At 64.1% G+C, this 25,767-nt stretch carries 22 protein-coding genes and 1 pseudogene; 16 read left to right on the top strand and 7 right to left on the bottom strand.

Going from position 1 to position 25,767, the window contains the following annotated elements:
- Window positions 1-161 precede the first annotated feature (161 nt).
- From Q6A48_RS01605 to Q6A48_RS01555, 11 genes are all read left to right on the top strand, one after another.
- The gene (locus Q6A48_RS01605; protein WP_304551450.1) at window positions 162-650 is read left to right on the top strand and encodes an Hcp family type VI secretion system effector; all 489 of its coding nucleotides are present in this window, start codon (window positions 162-164) and stop codon (window positions 648-650) included.
- Window positions 651-731: 81 nt separating this feature from the next.
- Entirely contained in the window at window positions 732-1,190 is a 459-nt protein-coding gene (locus Q6A48_RS01600; protein ID WP_304551449.1) for a T6SS effector amidase Tae4 family protein, read from the top strand.
- Complete coding sequence (locus tag Q6A48_RS01595; RefSeq protein WP_304551448.1) at window positions 1,187-1,636, top strand: hypothetical protein; 450 nt, start codon at window positions 1,187-1,189, stop codon at window positions 1,634-1,636. The genes Q6A48_RS01600 and Q6A48_RS01595 overlap by 4 nt, the downstream gene beginning before the upstream one ends.
- Window positions 1,630-2,142 carry a type VI secretion system baseplate subunit TssE gene (gene tssE, locus Q6A48_RS01590; protein ID WP_304551447.1) on the top strand — a complete coding sequence of 171 codons (513 nt, stop codon included), beginning with the start codon at window positions 1,630-1,632 and terminating at the stop codon, window positions 2,140-2,142. The genes Q6A48_RS01595 and tssE overlap by 7 nt, the downstream gene beginning before the upstream one ends.
- On the top strand, window positions 2,139-3,998 hold the full coding sequence (tssF, locus tag Q6A48_RS01585; protein WP_304551445.1) for a type VI secretion system baseplate subunit TssF: 1,860 nt from the start codon (window positions 2,139-2,141) through the stop codon (window positions 3,996-3,998). The genes tssE and tssF overlap by 4 nt, the downstream gene beginning before the upstream one ends.
- Window positions 3,962-5,014, top strand: a complete 1,053-nt coding sequence (gene tssG / locus Q6A48_RS01580) for a type VI secretion system baseplate subunit TssG (protein WP_304551443.1) — start codon at window positions 3,962-3,964, stop codon at window positions 5,012-5,014. Before tssF ends, tssG begins: the two co-directional genes overlap by 37 nt.
- Window positions 5,007-7,697 (top strand): type VI secretion system ATPase TssH, encoded by a 2,691-nt coding sequence (gene tssH, locus Q6A48_RS01575; protein WP_304551442.1) that lies wholly within the window; start codon window positions 5,007-5,009, stop codon window positions 7,695-7,697. The genes tssG and tssH overlap by 8 nt, the downstream gene beginning before the upstream one ends.
- A gap of 174 nt (window positions 7,698-7,871) precedes the next feature.
- Window positions 7,872-9,803, top strand: a complete 1,932-nt coding sequence (locus tag Q6A48_RS01570; protein WP_304551441.1) for a type VI secretion system Vgr family protein — start codon at window positions 7,872-7,874, stop codon at window positions 9,801-9,803.
- A gap of 18 nt (window positions 9,804-9,821) precedes the next feature.
- Window positions 9,822-10,256, top strand: coding sequence for a DcrB-related protein (locus Q6A48_RS01565; protein WP_304551440.1), 435 nt, complete (start codon window positions 9,822-9,824; stop codon window positions 10,254-10,256).
- Window positions 10,257-10,268: 12 nt separating this feature from the next.
- Complete coding sequence (locus Q6A48_RS01560) at window positions 10,269-14,705, top strand: RHS repeat-associated core domain-containing protein (RefSeq protein WP_304551439.1); 4,437 nt, start codon at window positions 10,269-10,271, stop codon at window positions 14,703-14,705.
- A gap of 1 nt (window position 14,706) precedes the next feature.
- A complete protein-coding gene (locus Q6A48_RS01555) occupies window positions 14,707-14,985 on the top strand; it encodes a hypothetical protein (RefSeq protein WP_304551438.1) in 279 nt (92 codons plus the stop codon).
- 141 nt (window positions 14,986-15,126) lie between these two features.
- On the opposite strand, the gene Q6A48_RS01550 is transcribed toward Q6A48_RS01555, so the two are convergent.
- The 3 genes from Q6A48_RS01550 to Q6A48_RS01540 form a co-directional block, all read right to left on the bottom strand.
- A complete protein-coding gene (locus Q6A48_RS01550; protein ID WP_003177201.1) occupies window positions 15,127-15,402 on the bottom strand; it encodes an HU family DNA-binding protein in 276 nt (91 codons plus the stop codon).
- Between the two features lie 192 nt (window positions 15,403-15,594).
- Window positions 15,595-16,743: an NAD(P)/FAD-dependent oxidoreductase gene (locus tag Q6A48_RS01545; RefSeq protein WP_304551432.1), complete on the bottom strand. Its 1,149-nt coding sequence runs from the start codon at window positions 16,741-16,743 to the stop codon at window positions 15,595-15,597.
- A gap of 38 nt (window positions 16,744-16,781) precedes the next feature.
- Window positions 16,782-16,949 (bottom strand): rubredoxin, encoded by a 168-nt coding sequence (locus tag Q6A48_RS01540; protein WP_304551430.1) that lies wholly within the window; start codon window positions 16,947-16,949, stop codon window positions 16,782-16,784.
- A gap of 153 nt (window positions 16,950-17,102) precedes the next feature.
- Here Q6A48_RS01540 and Q6A48_RS01535 point away from each other — a divergent pair, with 153 nt between their 5' ends.
- Together Q6A48_RS01535 and ubiA are read left to right on the top strand one after the other, a co-directional pair.
- The gene (locus tag Q6A48_RS01535; protein WP_369811649.1) at window positions 17,103-17,708 is read left to right on the top strand and encodes a chorismate--pyruvate lyase family protein; all 606 of its coding nucleotides are present in this window, start codon (window positions 17,103-17,105) and stop codon (window positions 17,706-17,708) included.
- Window positions 17,708-18,598: a 4-hydroxybenzoate octaprenyltransferase gene (ubiA, locus tag Q6A48_RS01530; RefSeq protein ID WP_304551427.1), complete on the top strand. Its 891-nt coding sequence runs from the start codon at window positions 17,708-17,710 to the stop codon at window positions 18,596-18,598. The genes Q6A48_RS01535 and ubiA overlap by 1 nt, the downstream gene beginning before the upstream one ends.
- Before the next feature lie 198 nt (window positions 18,599-18,796).
- On the opposite strand, the gene Q6A48_RS01525 is transcribed toward ubiA, so the two are convergent.
- Window positions 18,797-19,180 carry a COG4315 family predicted lipoprotein gene (locus Q6A48_RS01525; protein WP_304551426.1) on the bottom strand — a complete coding sequence of 128 codons (384 nt, stop codon included), beginning with the start codon at window positions 19,178-19,180 and terminating at the stop codon, window positions 18,797-18,799.
- A 152-nt stretch (window positions 19,181-19,332) separates the two neighbouring features.
- Here Q6A48_RS01525 and phoB point away from each other — a divergent pair, with 152 nt between their 5' ends.
- The 3 genes from phoB (at window position 19,333) to Q6A48_RS01510 (ending at window position 22,855) form a co-directional block, all read left to right on the top strand.
- Window positions 19,333-20,022: a phosphate regulon transcriptional regulator PhoB gene (gene phoB, locus Q6A48_RS01520; protein WP_304551425.1), complete on the top strand. Its 690-nt coding sequence runs from the start codon at window positions 19,333-19,335 to the stop codon at window positions 20,020-20,022.
- Between the two features lie 45 nt (window positions 20,023-20,067).
- Window positions 20,068-21,390, top strand: a complete 1,323-nt coding sequence (gene phoR, locus Q6A48_RS01515) for a phosphate regulon sensor histidine kinase PhoR (protein WP_369811648.1) — start codon at window positions 20,068-20,070, stop codon at window positions 21,388-21,390.
- Between the two features lie 124 nt (window positions 21,391-21,514).
- On the top strand, window positions 21,515-22,855 hold the full coding sequence (locus tag Q6A48_RS01510; RefSeq protein WP_042731548.1) for a hemolysin family protein: 1,341 nt from the start codon (window positions 21,515-21,517) through the stop codon (window positions 22,853-22,855).
- A 181-nt stretch (window positions 22,856-23,036) separates the two neighbouring features.
- Here the strand turns inward: Q6A48_RS01510 and Q6A48_RS01505 are convergent, their stop codons facing one another.
- The 3 genes and pseudogenes from Q6A48_RS01505 to Q6A48_RS01495 form a co-directional block, all read right to left on the bottom strand.
- Complete coding sequence (locus Q6A48_RS01505; RefSeq protein WP_304551423.1) at window positions 23,037-23,933, bottom strand: peptidoglycan DD-metalloendopeptidase family protein; 897 nt, start codon at window positions 23,931-23,933, stop codon at window positions 23,037-23,039.
- A gap of 41 nt (window positions 23,934-23,974) precedes the next feature.
- Window positions 23,975-25,087, bottom strand: a complete 1,113-nt coding sequence (locus Q6A48_RS01500; RefSeq protein WP_304551422.1) for a hypothetical protein — start codon at window positions 25,085-25,087, stop codon at window positions 23,975-23,977.
- A gap of 273 nt (window positions 25,088-25,360) precedes the next feature.
- Window positions 25,361-25,767: pseudogene (locus Q6A48_RS01495) on the bottom strand (response regulator); the annotation flags it as partial.

Genomic DNA, 25,767 nt, shown 5'->3' with positions numbered 1-25,767 from the left:
CAGTTGTCATGAGCATGACTGACACTCCGCTATCGCGAGCAAGCTCGCTCCCACAGGGATCCGCGGTGGGTTGGAGATCGCCTGCGTAGCGTTCAACGGCAGCAATTTCGCAAGGTCAGCGTCAATCAAACAACGTGGTAGAGACCACACAGGGAGAAAACATGGCTGTTGATATTTTCATCAAGATCGGCGACATCAAGGGCGAGTCCATGGACAAGGCCCACAAGGACGAAATCGACGTCCTGAACTGGAGCTGGGGCATGTCCCAGTCCGGCAACATGCACACCGGCAGCGGCGGTGGTGCGGGCAAGGTGAACATCCAGGACCTGTCGTTGACCAAGTACGTCGACAAGGCTTCGCCGAACCTGATGATGCACTGCGCCAGCGGCAAGCACATCGACAAGGTCAAGCTGACCGTGCGCAAGGCCGGCGGTGAGAGCCAGGTCGAGTACATGGTCATCAACCTCGAAGAAGTGCTGATCACGTCCCTGAGCACCGGCGGTTCGGGCAGCGATGATCGCCTGACCGAAAACGTCACCCTGAACTTCGCCAAGGTGCTGGTGGACTACCAGCCACAGAAAGCCGACGGCACCAAGGAAGGCGGTCCGGTCAAGTTCGGCTGGAACGTGCGCCAGAACGTCAAGGTGTAATCGAACATGCCCCCGGTGCCTTGCGCCGGGGGTGTTTGGTGCTTGCTCGAGTCCAATTCCTTAGCGCACGGTGTCTGAGCCATGGCCAAACCTTCGTTTATCAATCTATGGAAAGCCTATTCCGATCTGCTGGTGACCTATCCCGACGCGAAACCCTGCGACGGGCCGTGGGCGAACCAGTGCGCTATCCGCATGAGCATCACGCTCAATACCGAACTGACCATCAAGGTCAACAAATCCACCTACACCGAACCCAAGTGTGCCCATGAACACGCCAGGGGCGCTGAATCGCTGGCGAACTGGCTGTGGAAACATCACCTGGGGCCTCCACTGATTCTCGGCGGCAGCGCAGCAGAACGCCTCAAGTTGATGGACAAGAAAGGGCTGATCTTCTTCAAGGATTGCTTTCAGCAACTGGGCGAGTCTTCCGACAGTCGTACCGGCGACCATATCGATCTCTGGAATCGTGGCCTTACCGCCAGCCGGTATGACGATCCTTCCTATCGATCCAGGGCGATCTGGTTCTGGGAGCTCCTATGACCAAGGCTCGTTGCACTGTATTGATCAGCTGCCTGCTTTCGAGCATGACGGCCTGCGCCGGGCAGCAAGCCTCACCGGCGTCGCCAGCCGCCGCGATGGATCAAGTCGTCTCGATGGGCGGACAAACGTTCACGTTGGTGAATGATCAACAATACTGTGCGCTACGCAAACCCGACCAAACCCTACTGCCACTCGACTTGCCATGGCCCTGCCAATTCACTGTCGACAAACAAGGCAAATCGCATGTTGAGACCTTCGGCAAAGTACCTATTGTCATCGTTATTCATCTGACGACAGTGGATGAACGCAGTCCGGAATGTCGGTCTGAGTACCGCGCCATACGCCAGGTCAATGGGCAACTTGAACCCTCGGCAGTCGCACGCAACGCTAGCTGCATGCGCGGCTCGGGAGACCAGAAGAACTACACAGGCCTGTTCACTTGGTAACCGAAATCGCCCCCCGCGATCGCCTGCAACCGTCCCTGTTGGACCGGTTGACCGATGACGATCCGACCAACCCCAAGGAAAGCGCCGACAAGCGCGTGCTCTCGCTCACCCAGTTGAAAGCCTCGGTGCTGCGCGACCTGGCGTGGCTGCTCAACACCACCTCCCTGCTCGATGCCGATGCCACGCTGCATACGCCGGCGGGCACCTCGGTGGTGAATTTCGGGCTGCCGGCACTGGCGGGCAACAGCGCGTCGAACGTCGATGTCTCGGCCCTGGAAACGCTGATCCACCAGGCCATCGCCACGTTCGAACCGCGGATCCTGCGCCATACCTTGCGCGTGCGCGCCCGGGCGAGCGCCGAGATGAACCATAACGCCTTGAGCTTCGAGATCGAAGGCGACCTCTGGGCCCAGCCAGTGCCCCTGCGCCTGATGCTGCAAACCGACCTGGACCTGGAGACCGGCCACGTGCGCGTGGTCAACGCCGACCAGCGGAGACGTTCATGAACCCGCGTTTGCTGGAACTGTACAACCAGGAACTTCACCACGTGCGCGAAAGCGCGGCGGAGTTCGCCAAGGAATACCCCAAGATCGCCAGTCGGCTGACGTTGTCCGGCATGGACTGCGCCGACCCGTACGTGGAGCGCTTGCTGGAAGGCTTCGCCTACCTGACGGCGCGGGTGCAGCTCAAGCTCGACGCCGAGTACCCGACCTTCACCCACAACCTGCTGGAAATCGCCTACCCCCATTACCTGGCGCCCACGCCGTCGATGACCGTGGTGCAGTTGCAGGCCGACCCGGACGAAGGCTCGTTGAGCAGCGGCTTCGAGCTGCCCCGCGACAGCGTCCTGCGCGCCGCCCTGGGCCGTGAGACCCAGACCTGTTGCGAGTACCGCACCGCCCACGCGGTGACGTTGTGGCCGTTGCAGGTGAGCCAGGCCGAGTACTTCGGCAACCCTTCCACGGTACTCGGGCGCCTGGCCGCCAGCGAGCCGAAGGCCAAGGCCGGCCTGCGCCTGACCCTGCGCACCGGCGCCGAACTGCCGTTCAACAGCCTGGCCCTGGACAATCTGCCGCTGTACCTCAGCGGCGCCGACGAACAGCCATTCCGCCTCTACGAACAACTGCTGGGCAACGCCTGCGCGGTGTTCGCGCGCAAACCCGGCGGCGACTGGGTCGAGCGCCTGCCCCAGGACGCGCTGCGCTCGCGCGGCTTCGACGATGCCGACGCCGCGCTGCCCGTGGTGTCGCGGGCCTTCCAGGGCTATCGCCTGTTGCAGGAGTACTTCGCCCTGCCCCAGCGCTTCCTGTTCGTCGACTTCACCCAGCTGGGCCGGGCGGTCAAGCGTTGCGACGGCCAGGAGCTGGAGCTGATCGTGCTGTTCGACCGTCACGACCCGAGCCTGGAAGGCAGCGTCGGCGCCGCGCAGTTCCTGCCGTTCTGCACCCCGGCCATCAACCTGTTCCCCAAGCGCCTGGATCGTATTCACCTGTCGGAACGGGTCAACGAACACCACGTGATCGCCGACCGCACCCGGCCGATGGATTTCGAGGTGCACTCGCTGAGCGGCCTGACCGGCCACGGCACCGGGCCGGAGCAGCCGTTCCTGCCGTTCTACGCCGTGCGCGATCCGTCCCGCTATGGCCGCGACCAGGCCTACTACACGGTGCGCCGTGAACCGCGGGTGTTGTCCAGTGACCAGCGCCGCAACGGCCCGCGCTCGACCTACATCGGCAGCGAAACCTTCGTCAGCCTGGTGGACAGCCGGCAAGCGCCCTACCGCCACGACCTGCGCCAACTGGGCGTGACGGCGTTGTGCACCAACCGCGACCTGCCGCTGTTCATGAGCGTGGGCAGCGGCAAGACCGACTTCACCCTGGCCGACAGTGCACCGGTCGGCGCGGTGCGCTGCGTGGCCGGGCCCAGTCGGCCACGGGCCAGCCATGCCCACGACGCCAAGGCCTGGCGGCTGATCAGCCAATTGTCGCTGAACTACCTGTCCCTCAGCGAACAAGGCCAGGGCGCCGCCGCGCTGCGCGAATTGTTGCGCCTGTACGGCGACAGCAACGATGCGGCGCTGCAATTGCAGATCGAAGGCCTGCGCGAAGTCAGCAGCAAGGCCTGCACCCGGCGCCTGCCGATGCCCGGCCCGATCGTCTTTGGCCGCGGCCTGGAGATCACCCTGGAGTTCGATGAAAACGCGTTCCGCGGCACCGGCGTCTTCCTGCTCGGCGCGGTGTTCGAGCGCTTCCTGGCACGCTACGTGTCGATCAACAGCTTTACCGAGACGGTGATTCGTACCACCGAACGCGGCGAGATCATGCGATGGAAAGCCAAGCCCGGACGTCGTCCGACCCTGTGAGTACCCTGGAAGCGATGCACCAGGAGCCCTGGGAATACGACTTCTTCCAGGCGTTGCGGCGTATCGAGTGTGAATCCCCCGAGCTGCCGCGCCTGGGCCATTCGTTGCGCCTGGCCGATGACCCGCTGCGCCTCGGCCAACAAGCCGAGTGCACCTTCGCCCCGGCTACCCTCGCCTCGGTGCAACCGGGCGGCGACGGCACGCCGGCGCGCCTGGAGCAGTTCTTCTTCGGCCTCGGCGGCCCCAACGGGCCGATGCCGCTGCACGTCACCGAATACGTACGCGAGCGCCAGCGCAACAACGCCGACAGCACCAGCAAGCGCTTCCTCGACGTGTTCCATCATCGCTTGCTCAGCCTGTTCTACCGGGCCTGGGCCGAAGCACGGCCAACGGTCAGCCACGACCGTCCGGACGACGACTACTGGTCGGCGCGCCTGGCGTCATTGAGCGGTCGAGGCATGCCAAGCCTGCTCAAGCAGGGGCTGATCCCCGACACGGCGAAGCTGCACTACAGCGGCCACCTGTCGGCGCAAACCCGCTACCCGGACGGCTTGAAGGCGATCCTCGGCGAGTATTTCGGCCTGCCGGTGGAGATCGAAGAATACGTCGGCCAATGGCTGGAGTTGCCGGAGCGTAGCCGCGTCGGCGTCAGCGCCCACCAACTGGGCGTGGACTTCTGCCTGGGTCGCTACGTCTGGGATCGCCAGCACAAATTCCGCATTCGCCTGGGCCCGCTCAAGCTGGTCGACTACATGGGCATGCTGCCCGGTAGCCAGCCGTTCAACGAACTGGTGGCCTGGGTCGCCGAATACCTGGGCCACGAACTGGACTGGGACCTGAACCTGGTCCTGGAGCAGCCCGAAGTCCCGGCGCTACAACTCAATGGCCGTTTCCGCCTGGGCTTCAACACCTGGCTGGGGCGGCCCGAAAAAGATGCCAACGATCTCATACTGGCCCGGCACTACGCCGAACAGGCCAACACCTCACAGACCTCAAGGAGCCATGAGCATGGGTGAAATCAGTCGCGCCGCGTTGTTCGGCAAACTCAACAGCGTGGCCTACAAAGCCATCGAAGCCGCCACCGTGTTCTGCAAGCTGCGCGGTAACCCCTACGTGGAGCTGGCCCACTGGTTCCACCAATTGCTGCAACTGCAGGACTCGGACCTGCACCGCATCATCCGCCAGTTCAACGTCGAGCCGGCGCGCCTGGCCCGCGACCTGACCGATGCACTGGACCGCCTGCCACGGGGCTCGACGTCGATCACCGACTTGTCGTCCCATGTCGAAGAGGCCGTGGAGCGCGGCTGGGTCTACGGCAGCCTGATGTTCGGCGAAAGCCAGGTGCGCACCGGCTACCTGGTGCTCGGTATCCTCAAGACGCCGAGCCTGCGCCACGCGTTGCTGGGCCTGTCGTCGGAGTTCGACAAGGTCAAGGCCGAAGCCCTGAGCGAGCGCTTTGACGAATACGTCGGCGATTCCCCGGAAAACGCCCTGACCGCCAGCGACGGCTTCAACGCCGGCGCCGTGCCCGGCGAAGCCAGCGGCGCCATGGCCCCCAGCGCCATGGGCAAGCAGGAAGCCCTCAAGCGCTTTACCGTCGACCTCACCGAGCAGGCTCGCAGCGGCAAGCTCGACCCGATCGTCGGCCGTGACGAAGAGATCCGCCAACTGGTGGACATCCTCATGCGCCGCCGGCAGAACAACCCGATCCTCACTGGTGAAGCCGGCGTGGGCAAGACCGCCGTGGTCGAAGGCTTTGCCCTGCGCATCGTCGCCGGCGACGTGCCGCCGTCCCTCAAGGACGTGGAACTGCGCAGCCTCGATGTCGGCCTGTTGCAGGCCGGCGCGAGCATGAAAGGCGAGTTCGAACAGCGCCTGCGCCAGGTCATCGAAGACGTCCAGGCCTCGCCCAAGCCGATCATCCTGTTCATCGACGAAGCCCACACCCTGGTGGGTGCCGGTGGCGCCGCCGGCACGGGTGACGCGGCCAACCTGCTCAAGCCGGCATTGGCCCGTGGGACCTTGCGTACGGTGGCCGCCACCACCTGGGCCGAGTACAAGAAACACATCGAGAAAGACCCGGCCCTGACCCGTCGTTTCCAGGTGGTGCAAGTGGCCGAGCCGTCGGAAGACAAGGCCTTGCTGATGATGCGCGGCGTGGCCTCGACCATGGAGCAGCACCACCAGGTGCAGATCCTCGACGAAGCCCTGGAAGCCTCGGTCAAGCTGTCCCACCGCTACATTCCCGCGCGCCAGTTGCCGGACAAATCCGTGAGCCTGCTGGACACCGCCTGCGCCCGCGTCGCCATCAGCCTGCACGCGGTGCCGGCCGAAGTGGACGACAGCCGCCGGCGCATCGAAGCGCTGGAAACCGAGCTGCAGATCATCGCCCGCGAACACGCCATCGGCGTGGTGATCGGCACCCGCCAGACCCAGACCGAGGGCCTGCTGAGCGCCGAGCGCGAACGCCTGGCCGAGCTGGAAAGCCGCTGGGCCGAAGAGAAAACCCTGGTGGACGAACTGCTCGCCACCCGCGCCACCCTGCGCGAGCGCGTCGGCGTGGTGGACAGCGATGACGGTAGCGAAGCTTCCGACAACGAAAGCCACGCCCTGCGGGAAAAACTGGTGGACCTGCAACAGCGCCTGACCGCCCTGCAAGGCGAGAACCCGCTGATCCTGCCGACCGTGGACTACCAGGCCGTGGCCTCGGTGGTCGCCGACTGGACCGGGATCCCGGTGGGCCGCATGGCCCGCAACGAACTGGAAACCGTGCTCAACCTCGACCAGCACTTGAAGAAGCGCATCATCGGCCAGGACCACGCCTTGCAGATGATCGCCAAGCGCATCCAGACCTCCCGCGCCGGCCTCGACAACCCGAGCAAGCCGATTGGCGTGTTCATGCTCGCCGGCACCTCCGGGGTGGGCAAGACCGAAACCGCCCTGGCCCTGGCCGAAGCCATGTACGGCGGCGAGCAGAACGTCATCACCATCAACATGAGCGAGTTCCAGGAAGCCCATACCGTGTCCACCCTCAAGGGCGCGCCACCGGGCTACATCGGCTACGGCGAAGGCGGCGTGCTGACCGAAGCCGTGCGGCGCAAACCGTACAGCGTGGTGCTGCTGGACGAGGTGGAGAAAGCCCACCCGGACGTGCACGAGATCTTCTTCCAGGTGTTCGACAAAGGGGTCATGGAGGACGGTGAAGGCCGGGTGATCGACTTCAAGAACACCTTGATCCTGCTGACCACCAACGCCGGCACCGAGCTGATCGCCGACGTCTGCAAAGACCCGCGGAACGTGCCCGAGCCGGAGGAAATCGCCAAGGCCCTGCGCCAGCCGCTGCTGGAGATTTTCCCGCCGGCCCTGCTCGGCCGCCTGGTGACGATCCCGTATTACCCGCTCAGCGACGAAATGCTCAAGGCCATCACCCGCCTGCAACTCAACCGCATCAAGAAGCGCGTGGAAAGCACCCACAAGGTCGCGTTCGACTACGACGACGCGGTGATCGACCTGATCGTCTCGCGCTGCACCGAAACCGAAAGCGGCGGCCGCATGATCGACACCATCCTGACCAACAGCCTGCTGCCGGACATGAGCCGCGAGTTCCTGACCCGCATGCTCGAAGGCAAGGCCATGGCCGGCGTGCACATCCGCGCGGTGGATAACGAATTGCAGTACGATTTCAGCGACGCGGCGTGACCTAAGGCACACTGTAGGCCCCTGTGGGAGCGAGCTTGCTCGCGATAGCGCCGTCACATTTAACATTCATATTGACTGGCACACCGCTATCGCGAGCAAGCTCGCTCCCACAGGCGCATCTGCGACAGTGGCTATTCGGCTCCTTCAGCTTCTACAACCTGCACGAGATAACCGATGTTATTCAACCAAGCCTCACGCCTGGCCAAAATCACCAGCCCCCTCGGGCCCGAGGTGCTGCTGCTCAAGGACATGGGTGGCGGCGAAGAGCTGGGAAGGCTGTTCAACTACGAGTTGCAGCTGCACTCGCTGGACAACGCCATCGACCTCAACCAGTTGCTCGGCAAACCCATGTGCGTGAGCCTGCAACTGGACGGTGGCAGCGAGCGGTATTTCCACGGCATCGTTGCCCGTTGCAGCCAGAACGTCGACCAGGGCCAGTTCTCCAGCTACCAGGTCACGCTCAGGCCTTGGCTATGGCTGCTGACCCGCACTTCCGATTGCCGGATTTTCCAGAACCTGACCATCCCGCAGATCATCAAGCAGGTGTTCCGCGACCTGGGTTTCTCCGATTTCGAAGACGCCCTGAGCCGGCCTTATCGCGAGTGGGAATACTGCGTGCAGTATCGCGAGACCAGCTTCGACTTCGTCAGCCGACTGATGGAACAGGAAGGCATCTACTACTTCTTCCGCCATGAACAAGGCCGCCACGTGCTGGTGCTGGCCGATGCCTACGGTGCGCACACCAGCGCGCCGGGCTACGGGTCGGTGCCCTACTACCCGAAAAACGAGCAGCAACGCGAGCGCGACCATATTCACGATTGGCACCTGGCCCAGGAAGTCCAGCCCGGCTCGCTGGAGCTCAACGACTACGACTTCCAGCGCCCCAGCGCACGCATCGACGTGCGCTCGGCGATGCCGCGCCCACACGCCGCCGGCGACTATCCGCTGTACGATTATCCCGGCACCTACGTACAGAGCGAGGACGGCGAACACTACGCCCGCACCCGCATCGAAGCCTTGCAGACCCTGCACGAACAGGTGGAGCTGGCCGGCAATGCCCGGGGCCTGGGGTCCGGCCATCTGTTCAGCCTGACCGGCTTCACGCGCCAGGACCAGAACCGCGAATACCTGATCGTCGGCGCCCGCTACTACATCTCCCAGGAAAGCGGCGAAACCAGCGGCGGCGCGCCTTCGGCACAGTTCGAAAGCAGCCTGACCTGCATCGACGCCCAGCAGAGCTATCGGCCGATGGCCACCACCCACCGTCCCGTCGTCAAGGGCCCGCAGACTGCACTGGTGGTGGGGCCCAAGGGCGAGGAAATCTGGACCGACCAATTCGGCCGGGTGAAGGTGCACTTCTACTGGGACCGCCACGACCAATCCAACGAGAACAGTTCGTGCTGGATTCGCGTATCGCAGGCATGGGCCGGCAAGAACTGGGGCTCGATGCAGATTCCGCGCATCGGCCAGGAAGTGATCGTCAGCTTCCTCGAAGGCGACCCGGACCGGCCGATCATCACCGGCCGCGTCTACAACGCCGAACAGACCGTGCCCTATGACCTGCCGGAAAACGCGACCCAGAGCGGCATGAAGAGCCGTTCGAGCAAGGGCGGCACGCCGGCGAACTTCAACGAAATCCGCATGGAAGACAAGAAAGGCGCCGAGCAGTTGTACATCCATGCCGAGCGCAACCAGGACATCGTGGTGGAGGTGGACGAAAGCCATTCGGTGGGTCATGACCGCAACAAGAGCATCGGCCACAACGAGACGGTGACCATCGGCAACAACCGCCTACGCATCGTCAAGCAGGAAGACATCCTCTCGGTGGGCCTGCGCAAGACCGACAGCATCAGCCAGAGCTACGTCATCGAGGTGGGCGAAAACCTGCGCCTGGTGTGCGGTGAAAGCATCCTGGAGCTCAATGCCAGCGGCCAGATCAACCTGACCGGCGTGCAAATCAGCTTCTATGCCAGCGGCGATGCCGAGTTCAACACCGGTGGCGTGCTGCACCTGAACAACGGCGGCGGCCCCGGTGCCACGCCGGACGGCCAGGGCGTCAAGGGCAGCATCGACGCCAATATCAAAGCCGCGTTCCCCCAGGGTTAATCCAGAGATCCAGGTGCCATGACTTACCGCATCAACGAATTCCAGTTCCAACTGCCGCCCGGCGAATTGCTGGACGCGACGATCAACATCCTCAAGTTCCCCGAGCTGGGCACGTCCTTGATCGTCAGCCGAAGCCTGCTGGCCGAAGGCGAGACCCTGCAAAGCAACCTCGACGATCAACTCAAGCGCCTGGAAAAACAGGTCCAGGAGCTGCGCTGCCAACCGGGCGCCACCGTGCGCGTGGGCGCCAACCAGGAAGTCGAAGCCATCGAGTTGCGCAGCCAGTTCAACAAGGGCAACGAAAAGGTCTTCCAATACCAGCTGGCCCTGGTGCTGCCCGGCACCCGCAAGATGTTCGCCCTGAGCTACGTCAAGGCCGAGAAGCTCGGCGAGGCCGAAGCCGCCCATTGGGCCAGCATCAAGGGCTCGCTGTCGTTTGACGTGCCAGCCTGATGAGCGACCGGCATGTCTGACGCGCTCTGGGCGGCCCGCCTGGGCGATGCGCTGAACCACACCTCGATGATGGCCGACATCCTCGGCGGCGTCCTGGAGGTGGCGGCCAACATCGCGATCACCGCCGTCGCCACCGCCGCCGTGGTCGCGGCCACCGGCATCACCGTCGCCACCGGTGGGCTCGGCTGTTTCCTGCTCGGCGCCGTGGTGGGGGCCGTGGTCGGCCTCGCCATGAGCAAGACCGGGGCCGACAAGGGCCTGAGCGATTTATGCGAGGGTATCGGCAATGCCCTCTTCCCGCCCACGGTGCAGGCCAACATCCTCACCGGTTCCACCGACACCCTGACCAACAACATTCCGGCCGCCCGCGCCGCCGGGGCCATCGAGTCCCACGTCGCGCCGGCCGGCACCGAGCTGGAAGCTCCCGAACCCAGCTACCTGGACATGGCCGAGAGCTTCTTCTCGCAGATGTGGCGCCCCACCGTCGCCACGCCCGCTCCCGGCGCCGTGCCCAAGCCGCTGGACATGGTCACCTGCCTGAAGCATCCGCCGATGCCACCGCAGTTCCTGGCCGAAGGCTCGGACAAGGTCACCATCAACGGCCAGCCCGCCGTGCGCAGCGGTGACCGCAGTACGTGCGAGGCGACGGTGGTGTCGTCCGGGCTGATTTCCCCCGACGTGACCATCGGCGGCGGCACCGTGGTGGTGCGCGAGATCCGCAGCGGCAAGACACCGGGCGTGGGCTTGGCGGTGACCGCGCTGCTGATGCTCAAGGGCGGCAAGGGCAAGTTCCTGAGTAACCTGCCCTGCATGCTGGTGGGCGGCGCGGCATCGATGGCGGTCAGCAGCGCAATGGGTGCGGCGGCCAACGCGGCCATGGGTTCGTCGAACCCGGTGCATGCCACCACGGGTGCCAAGGTGCTGGGGGATGTCGAGGAGCTGGACTTCGTCCTGCCGGGCATCCTGCCGATCGACTGGCAGCGTTTCTACAACAGCCGCGACGAACGCCGCGACACGTTGTTCGGCGCCGGCTGGAGCGTCGTCTACGAGGTGTGCGTCGAGATCCTGCCCCACCCCGAGGGCGGCGACACCCTGGTGTATACCGACGAGCAGGGTCGGCGTATCGACATGGGCTCGATTCCCCTGGGCGGTGCGGTGTTCAGCCCGGGCGAAGGGCTCAGCGTGCGACGGCACGTCAACGGCGAACTGCTGATCGAAAGCGCGGACGGCTTGTATCGCCTGTTCGCACCGACCCCAGGTCATGCTGCAAGGCTGCGCCTCGACCGGCTTGGCGACCGCAACGACAACCGCATCCACCTCGATTACGACGACTCCGGGCGCCTGGTGCGGCTGCGCGACACCTTCGACCTGGTGCAGGCGGAGCTGGCCTACGACGAACGCTGGCCACGACGGGTCAGCCGGATCGAGCGCCTCTACCCCGACCAGCGTCGCGATGTGCTGATGCACTACGACTACGACACCCAGGGGGATCTGGCCCAGGTCCGCCAGTCCGACGGCCAGGTCAAGCGGCGTTACGCCTACGACCTCGGGCGGCGAATGGTGGAACACCAGTTGCCTACGGGCCTGCGCTGCTTCTACGAATGGGCCCTGGTCGAAGACCGGGAATGGCGCGTGGTCCGTCACTGGACCGACGCTGGCGACACCTACACCTTCGCCTATGACCTCGGCGCCGGGGTCACCCGCATCACCGACGGTTTGAATCGGCTCAGCACCCGGCGCTGGGATGCCCGCTACCAGATTACCGAAGCCACCGATGCCCTGGACCGCACCTGGACGTTCCAGTGGAACGACGAAAGCCAACTGCTGGGCGCCACCGATCCCAACGGCGGGCAGCACCAGTTCAGCTATGACGAAGCGGGCAATCTGTGCCAGACCCTCGACCCGCTCGGGCGCAGCGAATCGACTCTGTGGCTCGAACACTGGGCCCTGCCCCTGGCGGAAACCGACGCGGCCGGCAATACCTGGCAATACCGCTATGACGCGCGGGGCAATCGCATCGCTGAAACCGATCCCTTGGGCCACGTCACCCGCTATCGCCACGATGCCCACGGCCAGGTGGTGGAAATCATCGATGCCAGCGGCAAGCGCAAGACGATGCGCTGGACGGCCCTCGGCCAGCTCAGCGAACACACCGACTGCTCCGGCTACACCACCCGGCTGAGCTACGACGAGCGCGGGTTGCTGCTCAGCAGCAGCGATGCGCTGGGGGAACGCACGCATTTCAGCTATGACGACCAAGGCCGGTTGCTAAGCAAGCAACTGCCGGACGGCCGCAGCGAACACTACCAGCGCGATGCCAGCGGCCAGTTGATCGCCTACAGCGACCCCGCCGGGCACACCACCTGTTTCCAGCACACCCCGAGCGGGCAGTTGCGCATGCGCACCGACGCCCATGGCCGGCGGATAGAACTGAGCTACGACCACTATGGCCGGCTGCTGGCCCTGACCAACGAAAACGGCGAGCGCTATCGGTTCGCCTGGGACGCCGCCGATCGCCTGAGCGCCCAGCAAAGCCTGGACGGCAGCCTCAAGCGCTACGCCTATGACCCGCTGGACAACGTGACCCGCGTGGAAGCCGTTGCCGTTCCCGGCAGCACCGACCTGGACCTCTCGCCGCAAGCGCCCATCGTCCATGAGCTGCAACGCGATGCCATGGGCCGGCTGGTCGCCAAAGTCACCGCCGACGGGCGCACCGAGTACCGTTATGACGATCTCGACCAGGTCGAAGCCATCACCTTCACCGACCTGGCCGGTGAACAGCAGAGCATCGGTTTTTGCTACGACGCGCTTGGGCAACTGATCGCCGAACAGGGCTGGGCCGGCCGCCTGGAGCATCGCTACGACGAACTGGGCAACCTCACCCAGACGCAGCTCCCCGATGGTCGCTGGCTGAACCGCTTGCACTATGGCAGCGGCCATTTGCACCAGATCAACCTCGACGGCCAGGTCATCAGCGACTTCGAGCGCGACCGCCTGCACCGAGAGGTGCTGCGCACCCAGGGCCGCCTCAGCACCCGCAGCGAGTACGACCGCAGCGGTCGCCTGCGGGCCCGCCAGCGCCGCCAGCAGGGCCAATCGACGTTGCTGCCGCCGGCGGCGCAGTCGCTGTTCGCCTATGACGGCAGCGATCAACTGGTGGAGCGCTTCGACAACCAGCCCGAAGCGCCCCATCGCCAACTGCTGCATTACGACGCCACCGGCCGGATCCTCGCCAGCCAGGACAACTTCCAGGGCCAGCGCGAAGGCTTCGCCTACGATCCGGCCGCCAACCTGCTGGACGGGCTGATGGGCACCGGCCATGTCGCCCATAACCGCCTGCTGACCTATCAGGACAAGCGCTACCGCTACGACGGCTTCGGCCGCATGGTGGAGAAGCGCAGCAGCCGTCGCGGTGTCCAGCGCTTCAAGTACGACGCCGAGCAGCGCCTGGTGGAGGTGCATAACGACAACGGCTCGGTCGTGAAGATGACCTACGACCCGCTGGGCCGACGCATCGAAAAGGCCGAATACGACCGCCACGCCGTCCTGCTGGGTCGCACCCGCTTCACCTGGGATGCGCTGCAATTGCTGCAGGAACACCGCAACGGCCAGACCAGCCTCTACATCTACGCCGATGAAGGTCACGAGCCCTTGGCGAGGGTCGATGGCCTCGGCGACCAACAGAAAGTCCGCTACTACCACAACGACTTCAACGGCCAGCCCGAGCAGCTCTCGGAAAGCGATGGCCATACGCTGTGGCGCGCCCGCTACCAGGTGTGGGGCAACACCGCCGAAGAACTGCGCGAACCGTATTACATCGAAGAGCAGAACCTGCGGTTCCAGGGCCAGTACCTGGACCGGGAAACCGGCCTGCACTACAACACCTTGCGCTTCTACGACCCGGACATCGGCCGCTTCACCACGCCGGACCCCATCGGCCTGGCCGGTGGCCTGAACCTCTACCAGTACGCGCCGAACCCGGTGAGCTGGATCGACCCGCTGGGGTTGATGAAGTGCACCACGCCGCCGAAGGGGCGCAAGGTCAACCGGACGGTCTACCGCTTCGAGGAACCCGGGCGGATCAGCACGACCTGGACGGCGCACAAGTGGAACGTGGCCGCCCGGCACCGGTACACCGCCCCGGGCCTGGGTGGGGTCTATGGCGCCAACTCGCGCAAGACCGCCATGGGCGAGGTCAACCACTGGGGCGTGGACCTGTCCACGCGGGTGCTGGTGAGCAAGAAGGTCCAGCTCAACAACGTCCTCGACCTGACCCGGGCCGACGTGCGCAAGCAACTGGGGGTGTCCCTCAAGAGCATCACCGGCAACAATTACACCCAGACCCACCAGATTGGTGCCTGGGCCAAGGCCAATGGTTACGATGGGATCCTGGCGCCGTCGGCGCGAAACCCGACCGGCAGCAACTTGATCTCCTTTGCAGGTTTTTGACATGGGACTGGAAGACGAATACGTCGGCGATGCCGACTGGCAAACGTTCGTGCGCTTGTATGAAGAGGACTACCTCGACGACAACGCGCGCACGCTGGCCAAGGCCATGGACGGTCATCTCGACATGGCCGTCGTGCTCTACGGCAAACGCGGGCTCAAGGAGGGCCTGTGGTGGCTGGAACAGGTCGTGCCGGCCCTGGGCAACAAACGCCCGGCCGACTGCCTCAAGAGCCCGAAGCTGGTCAAGCGCCTGAGAATGGCAATGATGAGCATGCCGTAGCCGGGCATGGAACAGCACCGATCCCGTCTCGGCTTGCACTGCGGCCAGTGGAAACAGCTCGAAAAAAAAGGCACCCGACTCCTTCGGCGTGCCTTTTTTCGTGGTTGCTTTATCCCCCCTGGATCGGAGAGCCCGTAGCAATTACGGATTGACGCTGTCCTTCAGGAACTTGCCCGGCTTGAAGGCAACGGTGTTGCTGGCCTTGATTTTCACCGGCTCACCCGTTTGCGGGTTCTTGCCAGTACGGGCGCCGCGGTGGCGTTGCAGGAAGGTGCCGAAGCCCACCAGGGTGACGCTGTCCTTGCGGTGCAGGGCGCCGGTGATTTCTTCGAGGACGGCGTTGAGGACGCGGTTGGCCTGTTCTTTGGTGAGGTCTGCTTTTTCCGCGATGGCGGCGGCGAGTTCTGGTTTACGCATGAATGAAGCCCCTTTGACGGTTTTTTTGTTGTTATGTCCGTGCCGTTCTCTGATGGAACAGCCCCTAAGGCGCCGCAGGCTCTACTCTGCGGCAGACGGGAGTGAGGATGGCACGGTGCCGAAAACGGCGCCAGTGTCCGAGCGACCTTTGTAGGGTCAAAAATAGGGTTTTTGCGACAGAACGACCCGTATTTACGCCAGCAGGGGTGGAAGTTCCTTGTTCAGCGCCAGTTTCTCCATCACTGCCGCGCCGGTCAGGGCGTAGCCCAGCAGGTTGCCCTGGGCGTCGCGACACAGCGCCTTGATGTCGGCGCCTTGTCCTTCGACGCTCCACACGCCTTCGCTGCCTCGCGGTGGTGGCGACACCACCAGTGGGCACACCGGGGTCTTCACGGTAATCGGCATGGCGCCGTAGCTGACGGCCGTCGGGTTGCCCGCCAGGGTCTGGGCCAGGGCGCGGGCGCAGCTCATCAGCGGCATGACGTACAGCAGGTTCAAGCCATCCACTTCGGCACAGTCGCCCAGGGCGTAGATGTTGGCGTGGGAGGTCTTCAAATGGCGGTCGACCACCACGCCGCGATTGACCACCAGGCCGGCAGCGGCCGCCAGGTCGATGCGCGGGCGCAGGCCGATGGCCGAGACCACCAGGTCGCAGGCAATCACCTGGCCGTCGGACAGGTGCGCTTCCAGCCCGTCGTCGACCCGCTGCAGGCGGTTGAGCACCGGCCCCAGGTGGAAGCGCGCGCCCAGGCTTTCCAGCCCGGCCTGCACCGCCGCCGCAGCGGCCGGATGCAACAGCGTCGGCATCACCTGCTCGCACGGCGCCACCAGTTGCACCTCGTAGCCCCCCAGGATCAGGTCATTGGCGAACTCGCAGCCAATCAGGCCGGCACCGAGCAGCAGCACCCGGCGCTTGCCGGCCGCGGCGGCGCGGAAGCGGGCGTAGTCTTCCAGGTCGTTGATGGGGAAGATCAGCGCCGACGCGTCGCCCTGGACCGGTACGCGCACGGTCTCGGCGCCCCAGGCGAGGACCAGGTCGCGATAGTTCACCGCCTCCTCGCCGATCCACAGCCGCTTGTGTCCCGGGTCGATGCCGCTGATGCGCGTGTGGGTGCGCACTTCGGCCTTGAGCTGCTCGGCTATGGCCCCCGGCTCGGCCATGCTCAGGCCGTCGGCATCCTTGTTCTTGCCAAACCCCGTGGAGAGCATGGGCTTGGAGTAGGAGCGACCATCATCCGCAGTAATCAACAGCAAGGGGGTTTCGCTGTCGAGCTTGCGAAACTCCCGGGCCAGGTTGTAACCGGCCAGGCCGGTTCCGACGATGACGACAGGTGCACTCATGTTGCTCTCCATCCGGGCAAACGATCAGGGGGATTCGCTCAGTTGATCTCGATCATCTCGAAATCCATCTTGCCGACGCCGCAGTCCGGGCACAGCCAGTCTTCCGGCACGTCTTCCCAACGGGTCTCGGCGGGGATGCCGTCATCGGGCCAACCAACGGCTTCGTCGTAGATCAGGCCGCAGACGATACATTGCCACTTCTTCATGCAGGTACTTCCTCAGGTGTCAGGCGTTTGCCGGTATTGGTCGGGTCGATGAGTGCGCCCTTCCGGCTCAGGGGTTTTGTACTGATCGGCCGCGCCAGATGCAAGCGTGATCGATGCGACGGCGGGGCCAACCCGTCAACATCGCCGACCGGCATGGTAAGCTCGCGGCCTCATTCGCTGCCATTGCTGACCGCTGTGCCGCCGACAAATTCGCTATTTCCTACACTCAAATGGCTGACCGGGCCCCTGCTCTCGCCCCGTCCCGATGCCTGTGTACTCGACTGGCTGTTCGACGAAGGTTCCCTGACCCGTCGGCTGACGCGCCTGTCGGACGACCATTTCAGCGTGACCCCGCTGTTCGAGGGCTGGCAAACGCTGCGCCCCGACGAATGCGCCGCACTGGACCTGGCGCCAGGCAGCGAGGGCTGGGTGCGCGAGGTGTACCTGCGCGGCCACGGCGAACCGTGGGTGTTCGCCCGCAGCGTGGCGGCACGCAGCGCCTTGCAGGGTGACGGCCTGCACATGGATGAACTGGGCAGCCGCTCCCTGGGCGAACTGCTGTTTTGTGACCAGGCGTTCCAGCGCCGGGCCATCGAGGTGTGCCATTACCCCGAGCAATGGCTGCCGACCGCCGTGCGCAGCCGCGAACTGTGGGGCCGCCGTTCGCGTTTCGACCGCGGGGCGCTGAACGTGCTGGTGGCGGAAGTCTTCCTGCCGCGCGTGTGGACGGTCGCCCGCGCCTATTCGGAGAATTGCTGATGTACCTGCAACTGCTCAAATCCCTGAACCGCCTGAACCCGCGGGCCTGGGACTTCGTGCAACTGACGCGCATGGACAAGCCCATCGGCATCTACCTGCTGCTGTGGCCGACGCTGTGGGCCCTGTGGGTCGCTGGCGAGGGCTCGCCCTCCCTGGCCAACATCGTGATTTTCGTCCTCGGCGTGGTGCTGACCCGCGCCGGCGGTTGCGTGATCAACGACTGGGCCGACCGCAAGGTGGACGGCCACGTCAAGCGCACCGCACAGCGCCCGCTGGCGAGCGGCAAGATCAGTTCGAAAGAGGCCCTGGTGTTCTTCGTCGTGCTGATGGGCGTGAGTTTCCTGCTGGTGCTGTGCACCAACGCGCCGACCATCCTGCTGTCCCTGGGCGGGCTGGCCCTGGCGTTCACCTACCCGTTCATGAAGCGCTACACCTACTACCCGCAAGTGGTGCTGGGGGCGGCGTTTTCCTGGGGCATGCCGATGGCGTTCACCGCCGAAACCGGCCATCTGCCGGCCGCCGCGTGGCTGTTGTACATCGCCAACCTGCTGTGGACCGTGGCCTACGACACCTACTACGCCATGACCGACCGGGACGATGACTTGCGGATCGGGGTCAAATCCACGGCGATCCTGTTCGGCGACGCCGACCGGGTGATCATCCTGATCCTGCAAGGCCTGGCCCTGGGCTGCCTATTGCTGGCCGGCGCGCAATTCAAGCTCGGCGGCTGGTTCCACCTCGGCCTGGTGGTCGCCGCCGCGTGCTTTGCCTGGGAGTCCTGGTACACCCGCGGCAAGGACCGGATGCGCTGCTTCCAGGCGTTCCTGCACAACCATTGGGCGGGGATGGCGATTTTCGTGGGGATCGTGCTGGACTACGCGTTGCGCTGAGGCTGATCGACTGTCCAGCAGCCATTTCGTGGTCTTGTGGCGAGGGGATTTATCCCCGTTTGCCGTGGGAGCAAAGCTTGCTCGCGAAACAAGCGCCTCGATCCTGAAAGACCGCAGCGCCTTCATCGCGGGCAGGCCTTGCTCCCACAGGGGGCCCCTCGCCACAGATGATCTGTCGCCTAACTGGATGAAAATCTGTCAGTCAGGCTTGGCGATCTTCCAGGCGCCGTCCATCTTCCCGTCGCCGGTATCGTCCCCCGCTTTCTTGTCCATCACGAAGGTATAGAGCGGCTTGCCATCGTAGGCCCACTGCTTGGTGCCGTCGTCGCGGGTGATCACGGTCCATTTGCCCATGGGCTTGTCGCTGTCCTTGGCCATGAGCGGCGGCCAGTTGGTTGCGCATTGGCCATTGCACATCGACTTGGCGCCAGCGTCCTTGGCAAACGTGTACAGCGTCATGCCCTGGTGATCGGTCAACATGCCGTCTTTTTCCATCGCCGGCTCCGCTGCGAAAGCCCACGCCGGCAACGCCAGGGCCGCCGTTACCGCCAGTGCCTTGATGGATCGGGTCAAGTAAGTCATGGAAACCTTCTTTTGTGGTTGTCAGGATTCGGACTCAAAAGCTTAGTCCAGGATCCCCGGCGCTGCCGGTCAATGAAATGACTGTCACACGACTGCAATAATTCCGTTATCTAATGCGGCGCAAGACAGTTAAATGACAAGAGGATTACCCCATGGTTGGCAGGAGCATTCTGATCGTCGACGACGAGGCGCCCATCCGCGAGATGATTGCCGTCGCGTTGGAGATGGCCGGCTATGACTGCATGGAAGCAGAGAACGCTCAACAGGCCCACGCCATCATCGTCGACCGCAAGCCCGACCTCATCCTGCTGGACTGGATGCTGCCCGGTACGTCGGGCATCGAACTGGCGCGCCGGCTCAAGCGCGACGAGCTGACCGGGGACATCCCGATCATCATGCTCACCGCCAAGGGCGAAGAGGACAACAAGATCCAGGGCCTGGAAGTGGGTGCCGACGACTACATCACCAAGCCGTTTTCCCCGCGCGAACTGGTCGCCCGCCTGAAGGCCGTGCTGCGCCGGGCCGGGCCGACAGACGGCGAGGCGCCGATCGAAGTCGGCGGCCTGTTGCTGGACCCCATCAGCCACCGCGTGACCATCGACGGCAAACCCGCCGAGATGGGCCCCACCGAATACCGCCTGCTGCAATTCTTCATGACCCACCAGGAGCGCGCCTACACCCGCGGGCAACTGCTGGACCAGGTCTGGGGCGGCAACGTCTATGTCGAGGAACGTACCGTGGACGTGCACATCCGACGCCTGCGCAAGGCCCTCGGCGACGCCTACGAGAATCTGGTACAAACCGTGCGCGGCACCGGGTATCGTTTTTCGACAAAGGCCTGATCCGAGCCCTTACCGCCCGACAAGCTGACAAGGACGCGCGTTCACGTGAATCAAAACTGGCATGGCACCCTGATTCGCCACATGTTGTTGCTGGTGACCGGCAGCCTGGTCGTCGGCCTGATCACCGGCTATTACGGCTGGAGCCTGGCCGCAGGCCTGGGGCTCTACCTGGCCTGGACCCTCAAGCAACTGCTGCGCCTGCACGAATGGCTGCGCCTGCACCAGCCCGACGAAGCCCCGCCCGATGGCTATGGCCTGTGGGGCGAGGTGTTCGACAGCATCTACCACCTGCAACGGCGCGACCAGCGCGTGCGCGGGCGCCTGCAAGCGGTGATCGACCGGGTCCAGGAGTCCACTGCCGCCCTCAAGGACGCGGTGATCATGCTCGACAGCGAGGGCAACCTGGAATGGTGGAACCGCGCCGCCGAAACCCTGCTGGGCCTCAAGACGCCCCAGGACAGCGGCCAGCCGGTGACCAACCTGGTGCGCCATCCGCGCTTCAAGGAATACTTCGAGCAGGACAATTACGCCGAACCGCTGGAAATCCCTTCGCCCACCAATGATCGGTTGCGGATCCAGCTGTACATCACGCGCTACGGCAACAACGAGCACCTGATGCTGGTGCGGGACGTCACCCGCATCCACCAGCTGGAACAGATGCGCAAGGACTTCATCGCCAACGTGTCCCACGAACTGCGCACGCCGTTGACGGTGATCTGCGGTTACCTGGAGACCCTGCTCGACAACGTCGAGGAGGTGAACCCGCGCTGGAGCCGGGCCTTGCAGCAGATGCACCAGCAAAGCGGGCGCATGCAGACCCTGCTCAACGACTTGCTGCTGCTGGCGAAACTGGAGGCCACCGACTACCCGTCGGACAACCAGCCGGTGCCCATCGACGACCTGCTGCAAACCATCGCCGAGGACGCGCAGGAATTGTCCGGGCCCAAGCAACAGACCATCACCCTGGAAGCCGACCCCACCGTGCAGCTCAAAGGCAGCGAGGCGGAACTGCGCAGCGCGTTTTCCAACCTGGTGTTCAACGCGGTCAAGTACACCCCCGAGCAAGGCCGCATCCATGTGCGCTGGTGGGGCGACGAACAAGGCGCGCACCTGAGCGTGCGCGACTCGGGCATCGGCATCGACAACAAGCACCTGCCGCGCCTGACCGAACGCTTCTACCGCGTCGACTCCAGCCGCAACTCCAACACCGGGGGCACCGGCCTGGGCCTGGCGATCGTCAAGCATGTCCTGCTGCGCCACCGCGGGCGCATGGAAATCAGCAGCGTGCCCGGCCACGGCAGCACCTTCACCTGCCATTTCACGCCGGCCCAGGTGGTACGCGCGCGCCTCGCCAGCCCGGCCGATTGATACCGGCCAGCACTGCCCCCTAGGCAACAGCCGAGTCAGCCGCTACATTGGCTGACTTGTGCCTGCCTTTTCAGGCACTCATTTCCTACTTTTACGGCTAATACGGAACCTGCAAAACTCCATCATGGACCCTTCCCCTGGCTTGTCCCTCGTTACACTCTTTGCCGAATTCGGCATGATTCTCTTTGCTCTGATCCTGGTTTTGCTCAACGGCTTCTTCGTTGCGGCGGAGTTCGCCATGGTCAAGCTGCGCTCGACCCGGGTCGAGGCCATCGCCGAGCAGAACGGCTGGCGCGGGCACATCCTGCGCACCGTCCACAGCCAGCTCGACGCGTACCTGTCGGCGTGCCAGTTGGGTATTACCCTGGCGTCCCTGGGACTGGGCTGGGTCGGTGAACCGGCGTTCGCCCACATCCTCGAGCCGCTGCTGGGCGCGGTGGGCGTGCAGTCGCCGGAAGTGATCAAGGCGGTGTCGTTCTTCACCGCGTTCTTCATCATTTCCTACCTGCACATCGTGGTCGGTGAGCTGGCGCCCAAGTCCTGGGCGATCCGCAAGCCCGAACTGCTGTCGCTGTGGACCGCCGTGCCGCTGTACCTGTTCTACTGGGCCATGTACCCGGCGATCTACCTGCTCAACGCCAGCGCCAACGCCATCCTGCGCATTGCCGGCCAGGGCGAGCCCGGCCCGCACCACGAACACCATTACAGCCGCGAGGAACTGAAGCTGATCCTGCACTCCAGCCGCGGCCAGGACCCCAGCGACCAGGGCATGCGCGTACTGGCCTCGGCCGTGGAAATGGGCGAGCTGGAAGTGGTGGACTGGGCCAACTCCCGGGAAGACCTGGTGACCCTGGAATTCAACGCGCCGCTCAAGGAAATCCTGGCGATGTTCCGGCGCCACAAGTTCAGCCGCTACCCGGTGTACGACAGCGAGCGCCAGGAGTTCGTCGGCCTGCTGCACATCAAGGACCTGCTGCTGGAACTGGCGGCCCTGGATCACATTCCCGAGTCGTTCAACCTGGCCGAACTGACCCGGCCGCTGGAGCGCGTGTCGCGGCACATGCCGCTGTCACAGCTGCTGGAGCAGTTCCGCAAGGGCGGCTCGCACTTCGCCGTGGTCGAGGAAGCCGACGGCAACATCATCGGCTACCTGACCATGGAAGACGTGCTGGAAGTGCTGGTGGGCGATATCCAGGACGAACACCGCAAGGCCGAGCGCGGCATCCTGGCCTACCAGCCGGGCAAGCTGCTGGTGCGCGGCGACACGCCGCTGTTCAAGGTCGAGCGCCTGCTGGGGATCGACCTGGACCACATCGAGGCCGAAACCCTCGCCGGGCTGGTCTATGAAACCCTCAAGCGCGTGCCGGAAGAGGAAGAAGTGCTGGAAGTCGAAGGCCTGCGGATCATCATCAAGAAGATGAAGGGGCCGAAGATCATCCTGGCGAAGGTGTTGATGCTCGATTGAGTGCGGGCGCATAACCTTTGTGGCGAGGGGATTTATCCCCGCTGGGTCGCGAAGCGGCCCCCAGAGTCCTGACTGAACCAACGCGGTGGTAGATAGGGTTGGGGGCGCTTCGCACCCCAGCGGGGCGGTGCGACGTTTCGCTAAATCCCCTCGCCACAAAAAGCCCTCTGAATCTCCAGGACTACTGCTTGCCCAACGCAAAGTTGGGCAGCTCCCCCAGCGGTTCGCTGAACTGGTAGGGAATCGACACCAGCCCCAGCCCGGTATTGCGCTGCACCACGAAATGCAGGTGTGGCCCGGAGCTGTTGCCGGTATTGCCGGACAACGCCAGCGGCGAGCCCACCGTCACTCGCTGCCCTTCGCGCACGCTCACCGACCCCTTCTGCAAGTGCAGGTAGACGCCCATGGTCCCGTCGTCGTGCAGCACTCGCACGAAGTTGCCCGAGGGATCATCGCCACGGCCGGTCTGCGCGTTCTCGGTCTTGATCACCACGCCGCCCCGCGCCGCGATGATCGGCGTGCCTTCGGGCATGGCGATGTCCATGGCGTAGCGGTTCTTCGGGCCGTAGTGGCTGTACTGGCCGTTGGCGCCCTGGCTCAACCGGAACGGCCCGCCCCGCCACGGCAACGGGTAGCGATAGGCCTGTGCCGCGCCGGCCGGGTCGCCCAGGGAGTATTCGAACCTCGGGGTATACACCAGCGGCTTGCCCGGCTGCGTGGCCGTGAGCAGCGCCAGGCGCAGGTTGCTGCGCGCCGGCAACACCCGCCGGATCGGCCGGCTCGGCGCCCCGCTCACATTGCCCAACCCGGCGAAACTCAGCTCGATCTCCACCGGCGCGTACAAATCGTTGCGCACGTACACCGCGTCCGCGCCCTTCTGCTTCTTGATATCCAGGAACACCTGTCGCTCCAGGCGCTCGACCATGCGATCGCGGAACACGAACACCTGGGCGCCCTTGCTGGGGCGGTCACTGTAGGAGACGACACCATTGGCATCGGTGGATTTGTAGATCGTCATGGCCTCGACCGAGGTGGAGGCCATGACAAGAGCGCAGGCGTACAACAGGGGCACGAGCATGGGCAAAGGTTCTGTCGAAAAATGAAGGCTTGCACAGCAGCCTAGCAGCTGGGATGGACCAGCGTAGTCGACGGATGTTTCAGCATTGGGTTGTGGCTTTCTTTGTTCGGGGCAAACAAGGTCAGCAAATAGTCAGGCCCGCCCACCACCCCCCCATCCGGACGATGGACCAGACTCCAAACCCATGCAGGAAGATCCAACTCTAGCAACGGTCTCGGAGCGACAAAGGTTAGATGACCCGCCTCAATGTCGGACGCCTTCACCAAGTGCCGCAGCATATACTCCGTGTACGGCTGCCCACCGTAGAACATCAGTATCGCCACATCCCCTGCGACCATCCCTCGGGTACTGAACAACATGGGAACACCGCCGTCTTCAGTGATAGGCAGGACCGAGGCCGCCTCACGATTGTCCCCACTCACTGCATAAACCGCCCAAGGCGCAGCCAGATCATTGGCGACTGCAAGGTCAAGTAAAAGGGATGTCTCGGTCCCCGTCGCCGACAGCACGGTATAGATAACTCTGACGTGGCCGCCTTTGTGCGGCATCAGACAAGCAGGCTCGACCGGCACGAGCAGATCTTCAGCCGGCTCCGGCCCGACAGTAAGGTGTTTGACGAAACAGCCATCCGCGTGCGTCCCCCACCAATAGACAGAAACCAGTGCGCCAGGTGACAGGGACGATGCGGATCTGATTCTGAGGTTTACGCCCTGCGACAGTACTTCCAGGGGGATAACGCCATCAACGGCTTCATCCACTATCGGCTTGTATATCCGCCCCTCCACCGAATAGTGGGTCGATGGCGCAGCGGACTCTTCGAATTCGAAATAACGATAACCCAGGCTGATCTCTAGCCCTTGAAAAGTCATCGCCTTTTCAGCTGGCACCAGCACGACGGTGTCCTGATTTTCCTCCTGGATTTGTCCAAAGAGCGCAAAACTGATACCTCCTGAACCCAGCGATAAATAATAGGGAGCCCCCACCCGCATGCCCTCGACAAAGGGAAAGCGAACGGTCAGCCCCTTCTCCAGGTCGGCATAGGAAATCTTCCCGTCCACGGCTTCATCGATCGTAGCCGGGAGTAAGGGGCCCTGTCTCCGGTGAAAGTCATCGGCTATCCGGTTTCTTTCTTCCAGGTCAATGTACTTGTTCATCGCAGACTCCAGTTTCGTCATGCGTTCACGAAAAGTGACCGCTCACGACAATCTAGGAAGCACGACCCAACAATTAACCTGTAGGAAGTAACAGTTCAGATAAGCGGGGTCAGGACGTCGACAGCTGTCTGGATACTCTGCCGAGGCTGATGGCCCCATCGCGAGCAAGCTCGCTCCCACACTGGATCTGCTGTGTACACAATTTTGTGAACAACAGAGACCACTGTGGGAGCGAGCTTGCTCGCGATAGCGGACTGAAAGGCGCCGAAGGAATCAGGCCCCAGGTACGAAGTGCTTCTGGGCGGTGCCGCGGGCGATCAGGCGGGAGATGTAGTCGAGTTTCTGCGGGTCTTTGTCGACGAAGCGGAACGTCAGTTGCAGCCATTCGCTGTCGGGGGTCTGCTCATGGGCGACGATGGCGTGCAGGTAGCCGTTCAGGCGTGCGGTTTCGGCGTTGTCGCCCTGCTCCATGTCCAGCACGGCGCTTTCCAGCACTTGGGGCAGGTTGTCGCTGCGCTTGACCACCAACAGGGCTTCCTTGAGGCTCAGCGCCTTGATCACGCACTGCTGGGTGCCGCTGGCCAGGCGCAGTTGGCCCTGGCCGCGATTGCCGGCAGGCGCGGCAGCGGGTGCCTTGACCGGCGGGCTGTTGAGCAGGCCACGCGCCGCCGCGGCGGCAG

Origin of the sequence: Pseudomonas citrullilanati, assembly GCF_030580855.1 — a bacterium.
GTDB classification, from domain to species: Bacteria; Pseudomonadota; Gammaproteobacteria; order Pseudomonadales; family Pseudomonadaceae; genus Aquipseudomonas; species Aquipseudomonas citrulli.
Note: the sequence above shows the minus strand (reverse complement) of the source record. Positions and strands in the feature narration are given on the sequence as shown.

Excerpts from the sequence above, each read along its gene's own strand:
- Q6A48_RS01605 (WP_304551450.1), top strand. The coding sequence starts at position 162 with ATGGCTGTTGATATTTTCATCAAGATCGGCGACATCAAGGGCGAGTCC.
- Q6A48_RS01600 (WP_304551449.1), top strand. The coding sequence starts at position 732 with ATGGCCAAACCTTCGTTTATCAATCTATGGAAAGCCTATTCCGATCTG.
- Q6A48_RS01595 (WP_304551448.1), top strand. The coding sequence starts at position 1,187 with ATGACCAAGGCTCGTTGCACTGTATTGATCAGCTGCCTGCTTTCGAGC.
- tssF (WP_304551445.1), top strand. The coding sequence starts at position 2,139 with ATGAACCCGCGTTTGCTGGAACTGTACAACCAGGAACTTCACCACGTG.
- tssG (WP_304551443.1), top strand. The coding sequence starts at position 3,962 with ATGGAAAGCCAAGCCCGGACGTCGTCCGACCCTGTGAGTACCCTGGAA.
- tssH (WP_304551442.1), top strand. The coding sequence starts at position 5,007 with ATGGGTGAAATCAGTCGCGCCGCGTTGTTCGGCAAACTCAACAGCGTG.
- Q6A48_RS01570 (WP_304551441.1), top strand. The coding sequence starts at position 7,872 with ATGTTATTCAACCAAGCCTCACGCCTGGCCAAAATCACCAGCCCCCTC.
- Q6A48_RS01565 (WP_304551440.1), top strand. The coding sequence starts at position 9,822 with ATGACTTACCGCATCAACGAATTCCAGTTCCAACTGCCGCCCGGCGAA.
- Q6A48_RS01560 (WP_304551439.1), top strand. The coding sequence starts at position 10,269 with ATGTCTGACGCGCTCTGGGCGGCCCGCCTGGGCGATGCGCTGAACCAC.
- Q6A48_RS01555 (WP_304551438.1), top strand. The coding sequence starts at position 14,707 with ATGGGACTGGAAGACGAATACGTCGGCGATGCCGACTGGCAAACGTTC.
- Q6A48_RS01550 (WP_003177201.1), bottom strand. The coding sequence starts at position 15,402 with ATGCGTAAACCAGAACTCGCCGCCGCCATCGCGGAAAAAGCAGACCTC.
- Q6A48_RS01545 (WP_304551432.1), bottom strand. The coding sequence starts at position 16,743 with ATGAGTGCACCTGTCGTCATCGTCGGAACCGGCCTGGCCGGTTACAAC.
- Q6A48_RS01540 (WP_304551430.1), bottom strand. The coding sequence starts at position 16,949 with ATGAAGAAGTGGCAATGTATCGTCTGCGGCCTGATCTACGACGAAGCC.
- Q6A48_RS01535 (WP_369811649.1), top strand. The coding sequence starts at position 17,103 with ATGGTAAGCTCGCGGCCTCATTCGCTGCCATTGCTGACCGCTGTGCCG.
- ubiA (WP_304551427.1), top strand. The coding sequence starts at position 17,708 with ATGTACCTGCAACTGCTCAAATCCCTGAACCGCCTGAACCCGCGGGCC.
- Q6A48_RS01525 (WP_304551426.1), bottom strand. The coding sequence starts at position 19,180 with ATGACTTACTTGACCCGATCCATCAAGGCACTGGCGGTAACGGCGGCC.
- phoB (WP_304551425.1), top strand. The coding sequence starts at position 19,333 with ATGGTTGGCAGGAGCATTCTGATCGTCGACGACGAGGCGCCCATCCGC.
- Q6A48_RS01510 (WP_042731548.1), top strand. The coding sequence starts at position 21,515 with ATGGACCCTTCCCCTGGCTTGTCCCTCGTTACACTCTTTGCCGAATTC.
- Q6A48_RS01505 (WP_304551423.1), bottom strand. The coding sequence starts at position 23,933 with ATGCTCGTGCCCCTGTTGTACGCCTGCGCTCTTGTCATGGCCTCCACC.
- Q6A48_RS01500 (WP_304551422.1), bottom strand. The coding sequence starts at position 25,087 with ATGAACAAGTACATTGACCTGGAAGAAAGAAACCGGATAGCCGATGAC.